Raw genomic sequence first — 7,528 nt, 5'->3', positions numbered from 1 at the left:
CCTCGGCGCCGAGGGGTCCAACGTCTCCGAGAACATCCACCACGTCTTCGTCTTCGCCAAGCAGCACGGCGCCGACTTCTTCACCGCCGACGGCAAGCCCGACTTCACCAACGACGGCGCGGTGGCCGCCGTCAAGCAGTACGTCGACCTGATGGCCAAGGACAAGGTCATCCCGCAGGGCAACGCCGAGTACGCCCAGAACCAGTCGGTCAGCGACTTCGCCAAGGGCAAGACGGCGATGCTGCTGTGGCAGTCGGCCTCCGCCAACCTCAAGTCCCAGGGGATGAGCGAGGACGCCTACGGAATCGCCCCCGTGCCCGTGCAGTCCGGCGCCCCCGGCACCGGCACCCAGGTCGACTCCATGGTCGCCGGCATCAACATGGCCGTCTTCAAGAACACCCACAACCTCGACGGCGCCACCAAGTTCGTGAAGTTCATGACCAGCGACGACGAGCAGAAGATCCTCAACAAGGCCTACAGCTCCATCCCGCCCGTCAAGGCCGCCCAGTCCGACCCCTCGTTCAACAGCCCGGCCAACGCCGTACTGAAGAACACCCTGGCCACCAGCGCCGCCGCGCTGCCCCAGGTCGCCCAGGAGTCCCAGTTCGAGACGACCGTCGGTACGGCGGTCAAGGAGCTGTTCGCCGACGCCGCGGCCGGTCGCGCCGTGACCACCGACTCGGTGAAGGCGAAGCTCCAGAAGGCCCAGCAGCAGATGCCGGCGAAGTGAGCGAGATGACCAGCACGACCACCGACCTCTCGGCCGAGGCGGGGGCGCGCCCCGTGCGCAAGAGCTCCTCCGGTGCGGCGGCGCCCGGCCCGCGCCGCCGCACCGGACGGATCCGTCGCCCAGGGTGGCTGCGCCGCGCCACCCTGCCCTACCTGCTGCTCCTGCCCGCCCTGCTGCTCGAACTCCTGGTGCACCTGGTGCCGATGGTGATCGGCATCGTGATGAGCTTCAAGGAGCTCACCCAGTTCTACATCCGCGACTGGGGCACCGCGCCCTGGTCCGGCTTCGACAACTACCGCATGTCGGTGGACTTCAACGCCCCGGTCGGCGAGGCCCTGCTGCACTCCTTCCTCGTCACCGTCGGCTTCACCCTGCTCTCGGTCGGCCTGTGCTGGCTGATCGGCACCGTGGCCGCCATCTACATGCAGGACACCTTCCGGGGCCGCGGCCTGCTGCGCGCGCTGTTCCTGGTGCCGTACGCGCTCCCCGTCTACGCGGCCGTCATCACCTGGGTGTTCATGTTCCAGCACGACAACGGCCTGGTGAACCACGTCCTGCACGACCAGTTGCACCTCACCGACAAGCCGTCCTTCTGGCTGATCGGCGACAACAGCTTCGTCGCGCTGCTCGTGGTGTCCGTGTGGAAGGGCTGGCCGTTCGCCTTCCTCATCGTGATGGCCGGCCTGCAGAACATCCCGCGCGAACTGTACGAGGCCGCCGCCCTCGACGGCGCCGGCATGTGGCAGCAGGTCCGCCGGATCACGCTGCCCTCGTTGCGCCCGGTCAACCAGGTACTGGTCCTGGTGCTGTTCCTGTGGACGTTCAACGACTTCAACACGCCGTACGTGCTGTTCGGGCGGGCCGCTCCGCAGGCGGCGGACCTCATCTCGGTCCACATCTACCAGGCGTCCTTCGTCAGCTGGAACTTCGGCACCGGTTCGGCGATGTCCGTCCTGCTGCTGCTCTTCCTGCTGGTCGTCACGGGCGTGTACCTGGCGATCACCTCGCGCGGACGGAGGACCTCCGATGCCTAGCACCCCCGCGTCGCCCACCGCACAGGTGTCCGCGAAGGCACACCCGTCGCCTATGGCGCCGCCCCGCTCCTTCCTCTGGTCCCGGCGGATCTTCCTCACGCTGCTCTCCGGCTTCGTCCTGGTGCCGGTCTACGTGATGGTGTCCAGCTCGCTGAAGCCGCTCGCGGACGTCACCGGCACCTTCCACTGGCTGCCCAGCGGCCTGACCTTCCGCCCGTACGTCGACATCTGGTCGACGGTGCCGCTCGCGAAGTACTTCGTGAACTCGCTGGTCGTGGCGGGCGGCGCCACTGTCTGCTCGGTGGTGATCGCGGTCTTCGCCGCGTACGCCGTGAGCCGTTACGCCTTCCGCGGCAAGCGCGTCTTCACGGTCACCGTCCTGTCGACACAGATGTTCCCGGGCATCCTCTTCCTGCTCCCGCTGTTCCTCCTCTACGTCAACATCGGCAACGCCACCGGGATCGCCCTGTTCGGGTCCCGCGGCGGCCTGATCCTGACGTACCTCACCTTCTCCCTGCCGTTCTCGATCTGGATGCTGATCGGGTACTTCGACTCGGTGCCGCGCGACCTGGACGAGGCGGCACTGGTGGACGGCTGCGGACCGCTCGGCGCGCTGTTCCGGGTCGTCGTGCCGGCCGCGATCCCCGGCATCGTCGCCGTCGCCGTCTACGCCTTCATGACCGCCTGGGGCGAGGTGCTCTTCGCCTCCGTCATGACCAACGACGCCACCCGCACGCTCGCCGTGGGCCTGCAGGGCTACTCCACGCTCAACGACGTGTACTGGAACCAGATCATGGCCGCCTCGCTCGTCGTCAGCGTCCCCGTGGTCGCCGGATTCCTGCTGCTGCAGCGCTACCTCGTCGCCGGGCTGACGGCAGGAGCCGTCAAGTGACCGACTCTTCCGCTTCCGAAAGGGCTTCTGTGACCATCGATCTCGCCGCGCTCCCGCACGACTTCCTGTGGGGCACGGCCACCTCGGCGTACCAGATCGAGGGGGCCGTCGCCGAGGACGGCCGCTCGCCGTCCATCTGGGACACCTTCTCCCACACCCCAGGCAAGATCGACAACGACGACCACGGCGACACCGCCTGCGACCACTACCACCGCTGGCGCGAGGACATCGCCCTGATGCGGCGCCTGGGCACGAACGCCTACCGGCTGTCCATCGCCTGGCCGCGCGTCATGCCGGGCGGCGACGGCCCGGTGAACCCCAAGGGCCTCGCCTTCTACGACCGGCTGATCGACGGCCTGCTGGAAGCGGGCATCACCCCGTCCGTCACCCTCTACCACTGGGACCTCCCGCAGGTCCTCCAGGACCGGGGCGGCTGGCCCGAGCGGGCGACCGCCGAGCACTTCGCCGCCTACGCCTCGGTGGTCGCCGAACGCCTGGGCGACCGGGTCTCCCACTGGGCCACCCTCAACGAGCCCTCCTGCTCCGCCTGGATCGGGCACCTCGAGGGCAAGATGGCCCCCGGCCTCACTGACCTGACCGCGGCCGTCCGCGCCTCCTACCACCTGCTGCTCGGCCACGGCCTGGCCGTGCGGGCGATCCGCGCCGCGGTCCCGAACGCCCGGATCGGCATCGTCAACAACCTCTCCACCGTCCACCCCGCCACCGACCGCCCCGAGGACGTGGCGGCCGCCCGCCGCCACGACGGCCACGTCAACCGCTGGTGGCTGGACCCGGTGCACGGCCGCGGCTTCCCCGCCGACATGCGCGAGGTCTACGCCGTCGACCTCCCCGAACGGCCCGGCGACGAGGAGACGATCGCCGCCCCGCTGGACTGGCTGGGCCTCAACTACTACTTCCCGGCGTACGTGACCGACGACCCCACCGGCCCGGCACCCTACGTCCGCTCCGTGCGCCGCCCGGACGTGCCGCGCACCGGCATGGACTGGGAGATCGACGCGAGCGGCATCGAGACCCTGCTGCTGCGCCTCACCGACGACTACGGCGCCCGCAAGCTCTACGTCACCGAGAACGGCTCCTCCTTCCCGGACACGGTCCGCCCCGACGGCACCATCGACGACCCCGAACGCCAGGACTACCTGGTCCGCCACCTCGCCGCCTGCGCCTCCGCCGCCCGCAAGGGCGCCCCGCTGGCCGGCTACTTCGCCTGGTCCCTGCTGGACAACTTCGAATGGGCCTACGGCTACGACAAGCGCTTCGGCCTCGTCCACGTCGACTACGCGACCCAGAGCCGCACCATCAAGGGCAGCGGCCACCGGTATTCGGAGATCGTGCGGGCGCATGGGGAAGGAGGGAGGAAGGCGGCGTAGGACGTAACCGCCCGCTACGTCGGTGACCCTGCGTGCGTTCGCGCGGGGTCACACGGGTCCCGTGCAGCCGAGTGCCCTTGGCCGGTTCGGGCGCACGAACGCGAACGCATGGGGCGATCACCACGGTCGGACGGTTCAGGCGGTCGGACGGCGCAGGCGCACAGCTCGTGGGCGCCTGCGCCGTCACGCGATCAGGTGATATCGCCCGGCGGGGGCACAAGCGGCGGGGGCGGCTCGTTCGACGCGGTGACGGGATCTTCCGGCTCGTCGGAAATCGAAGGAGACGCACATGGGACTGTCCTTCCACCGCAACCACGACGGCACCGTGACCGGTCGGAACGAGGACACGGGCTTCACCGTGACCCTCGCCGACGAGGAAGATGTCAAGCGGCAGTTGTACGAGGACGCCGGCTGGGAGTACACGCCCCCGCCTCCGCCCGTCCCACCGGGTTTTCACCGGTTCTCCCTGATGGACGATTCCTTCGAGGCCGGCGGGTTGCAGGACGGGCGGTACGCGGTCCTGCGGGCGCATCCGCCCGAGGGCTGTGTACCGGCCGACAGGGGTGGCTTCGCCCTGGAGTGCGAGCGCCCGGGGAAGTCGCTCCTGGACGCCGTGGCCGGCACGGTCGCGGAGATCCGTCGTGAGCACGGTCTCGTGATGAACAGCCTGGGCATCGAGAAACCCCAGGAATGGCTCGGCGACGACAGGAACGGCTATCCGGCGCAGATCGTGGCGCACCTGCTGCTGATGGCCGCTCACCGTGCCTCGTTGCTGGGATACGGCCGCAAGGATCTGGTCCGGCTGCTCGACGCGGCGGGCGTCGTGTAGGCGACCGTTCGACCTGGACGCCAGGGTGTGTGAACCGGAGCGCCGCGCCCCACGTATGGGCCGTGCGTGGGAGGATGCCGCACCATGAGCGCGTCGCCTGCGGTACGGAGTGTGCGTGCCGTGGTGTTCGCCGCGGTGTGTGTGCTGCTCGCCGCCGCCGGACACGGGCTCGCCATGGGGGACATGCCGTCGCTGTGGGCGGACGGCGCCGGCTTCCTCGGTGTCTTCACCGCCGGGTGGCTGCTGGGCGGCAGGGAGCGGTCCCTGCCCGGGATCGGCGCGGCGATGCTCGTCACCCAGGCGAGCCTGCACGTGGCCTTCGACGCGGTGCGGCCCCGGACGGCCCAGCCGGGCATGCACGGCTCCCTTCCCGCCATGTCGTCGATGCCGCCCATGCCGGCTATGCCGTCCCCGGCATCCATGCCGATGTCGACCCACGGTGTGCACACCGCTCCCGCGCACGTCATGCGCATGGATGTGGCGCATGCCCATGCCCTGGGCCTGCCCGCAGTGGCCGCACAGGCGCTCAACTCGCACGCCGTGGCCGCCCACGCCCTGGCAGCGCTGATCGCGGCCTGGTGGCTGCGGCGCGGTGAGGCGGCGCTGTGGTCGCTGCTGCGCCGGGCCGTCGACTGCGTCCCCGGCTTCGCGTCCTGGTGGCGGGCCGCGCCCGCGCCGCTGCCCGCACCGGCTGTGCGCGGCTGCCGCGCCTTCGCCGTGGCGTTCCCGTCGTCCTCGCTCCTGCTGCGGCACGCCGTGACCCGCCGCGGCCCACCGTCCTGGATCCCGTACCCGGACTGAACCCCACACCACCTCCCAGTACGGAGATCCATCAGCCATGTCCACGACTCGTACCACCGCAGGCACCCTGCGCCGGGCCGGCCTCGTCACCGCTCTCGCCGCCGCCGGAGTGCTCACGGCCGCGGGCGCCGCCTCCGCGCACGTCACCGTCCACCCCGACAGCTATGCCAAGGGGGCCACGGACGGGGTCCTGACCTTCCGCGTCCCCAACGAGGAGGACTCGGCGAGCACCACCAAGGTCCAGGTCTTCCTGCCCACCGACCACCCGGTCCTCGGCACGCTCGTCACCCCGCGGGACGGCTGGACGGCGAAGGTGACGACCAGCAAGCTCAAGAAGCCGGTCAAGACGGACGACGGGACCATCACCGAAGCCGTCTCGGAAATCACCTGGACCGGCGGGAAGATCGGGCCCGGTCAGTACCAGGACTTCGATGTCGCGTTCGGCCAACTGCCCGACGACGTCGGTCAGCTGACCTTCAAGACCCTGCAGACGTACTCCGACGGCAAGGTCGTCCGCTGGATCGAGGAGCCCCAGGGCGGCGAGGAGCCGGAGAACCCCGCGCCGGTGCTCAAGCTCACCGCCGGGGGCGGCGAGGGAACCGCCGCCCCCTCAGGGGACGCCAAGCCCGCCGCCGCCTCGTCCACCGCCTCGTCCTCCGATGACTCCACCGCCCGCGGCCTTGGCATCGCCGGGCTGGTCGTGGGTGTGCTCGGGCTCGCCGCCGCCGTCTTCGCCGTCGTACGGACGCGGTCGGCGCGGTCGTAGCACCGCGTCTCCCGGATGCGGGAACGGCACGTAGGGACGGCCCGGATCACATCCCCGTGATCCGGGCCGTTCCTACGTCGCGGAACCGCACGCCGCCCGCGCGGCCTCCGGCAGCTCCTCGGCGCGGGCCTCCGGCACCGCGTGCACCTCCACGGAGGCAGCCGCCCGTATCCCCGAGGTTCGCCACAGCCACACCACATCCGATGTGCAGGGGGCGACCAACGACGAGGCCGTCGCGGCCGTGGAACGGTACGGCTCGGCGTTCGTCCAGTACCGCGTGAATGCGCAACGTGCGCTTCGCACCGGAGAGCGCCTGCAGGCAGACGCCCAGCGGCGCCAACCCAGCGTCGTGGTCGAGGGACCCGGCCGCAGACGCGCGCAGGCGGCGCTGCTGGCGCGGGCCCGACACGAAAGCGAGGACGCGTGATCCCGATGCCGCACCGTACGAAGGGGCCCGGCGTACTCGGAGCCGAAGTCCTCGGTTCGGCGGGGCCGTCGGGCCGTTGGCCCGAACCGGAAGAGAGCGCGGAAGTGGACGACACGACCGGCGCCGGCTCCAACGGTACGGACCCACAGGCCGCCGGGCGGTAGCGCACGACGGGCCCCGGACTGCCGGGCGTGGAGTCGGGGGCCGTCACACGAGTGCCGCGGGGACGTGCACGTGTCTCCCGGTACAACGTGATCGTCCCGCGAAGGCCACGCGCACGCCACCGCTTCGGCCTGGGGGATCCCCGATCGGTCGGCTCGTGGCATCACGGCCCGGATGGCGTCGGCGCCCAGCGCCTCCACAGCGGTCCGCCGTACGGGGTGGGGAACCACGGCCGGGTTCGTCCGGCCTGCGGCAGGGTGATGCGGTCGACCAGCCCCTCATCCCGCTGTCTGGCCGGCGGCCGTTGGGTCTGCTCCATGCGCGCCTCGGAAGCGATCACCCGACGCATCCTCTCGGCGGTGGCCATCCGGTACTGCTTCAGGACATGACTCGGTGCCCGGCATCGGGAACTGGGGTTTTGCGGCATGCGCTCCTACTGGCGTGAGGGGAGGGCGGCAGGTCAAGATCTTCCTTCCGGCGGCTCCGGCCGGCCGGAGCC

Annotated in this window: 8 protein-coding genes; all 8 read left to right on the top strand. The window is 70.6% G+C overall.

The genetic code is table 11. The features are described 5' to 3' along the window. The coding region (locus tag BZY54_RS34510; RefSeq protein ID WP_143668180.1) for an extracellular solute-binding protein at nt 1-730 on the top strand (730 nt) is incomplete at its 5' end. 5 nt (nt 731-735) lie between these two features. Then, a complete protein-coding gene (locus tag BZY54_RS34505; protein ID WP_086729260.1) occupies nt 736-1,764 on the top strand; it encodes a carbohydrate ABC transporter permease in 1,029 nt (342 codons plus the stop codon). Nucleotides 1,765-1,816: 52 nt separating this feature from the next. Next, nucleotides 1,817-2,656: an ABC transporter permease subunit gene (locus BZY54_RS34500; RefSeq protein WP_086729259.1), complete on the top strand. Its 840-nt coding sequence runs from the start codon at nt 1,817-1,819 to the stop codon at nt 2,654-2,656. A 29-nt stretch (nt 2,657-2,685) separates the two neighbouring features. Next, nucleotides 2,686-4,044 carry a GH1 family beta-glucosidase gene (locus BZY54_RS34495; protein WP_086729258.1) on the top strand — a complete coding sequence of 453 codons (1,359 nt, stop codon included), beginning with the start codon at nt 2,686-2,688 and terminating at the stop codon, nt 4,042-4,044. A gap of 289 nt (nt 4,045-4,333) precedes the next feature. Continuing rightward, the gene (locus BZY54_RS34490; RefSeq protein WP_086729257.1) at nt 4,334-4,873 is read left to right on the top strand and encodes a hypothetical protein; all 540 of its coding nucleotides are present in this window, start codon (nt 4,334-4,336) and stop codon (nt 4,871-4,873) included. An 84-nt stretch (nt 4,874-4,957) separates the two neighbouring features. After that, nucleotides 4,958-5,674 carry a hypothetical protein gene (locus tag BZY54_RS34485; RefSeq protein WP_086729256.1) on the top strand — a complete coding sequence of 239 codons (717 nt, stop codon included), beginning with the start codon at nt 4,958-4,960 and terminating at the stop codon, nt 5,672-5,674. Between the two features lie 37 nt (nt 5,675-5,711). Continuing rightward, on the top strand, nt 5,712-6,440 hold the full coding sequence (locus tag BZY54_RS34480; RefSeq protein ID WP_086729255.1) for a YcnI family copper-binding membrane protein: 729 nt from the start codon (nt 5,712-5,714) through the stop codon (nt 6,438-6,440). Between the two features lie 205 nt (nt 6,441-6,645). Continuing rightward, nucleotides 6,646-6,867, top strand: a complete 222-nt coding sequence (locus BZY54_RS34475; RefSeq protein ID WP_086729254.1) for a hypothetical protein — start codon at nt 6,646-6,648, stop codon at nt 6,865-6,867. Nucleotides 6,868-7,528 lie beyond the last annotated feature (661 nt).

The organism is Streptomyces carpinensis, from assembly GCF_002154505.1.
Taxonomy (GTDB): Bacteria; Actinomycetota; Actinomycetes; order Streptomycetales; family Streptomycetaceae; genus Streptomyces; species Streptomyces carpinensis.
This window is presented reverse-complemented; position numbering and strand designations above follow the sequence as displayed.

What these genes read in the sequence shown, in the direction of transcription:
- BZY54_RS34500 (WP_086729259.1), top strand. Translation starts at nt 1,817, where the DNA reads ATGGCGCCGCCCCGCTCCTTCCTCTGGTCCCGGCGGATCTTCCTCACG.
- BZY54_RS34490 (WP_086729257.1), top strand. Translation starts at nt 4,334, where the DNA reads ATGGGACTGTCCTTCCACCGCAACCACGACGGCACCGTGACCGGTCGG.
- BZY54_RS34480 (WP_086729255.1), top strand. Translation starts at nt 5,712, where the DNA reads ATGTCCACGACTCGTACCACCGCAGGCACCCTGCGCCGGGCCGGCCTC.
- BZY54_RS34485 (WP_086729256.1), top strand. Translation starts at nt 4,958, where the DNA reads ATGAGCGCGTCGCCTGCGGTACGGAGTGTGCGTGCCGTGGTGTTCGCC.
- BZY54_RS34505 (WP_086729260.1), top strand. Translation starts at nt 736, where the DNA reads ATGACCAGCACGACCACCGACCTCTCGGCCGAGGCGGGGGCGCGCCCC.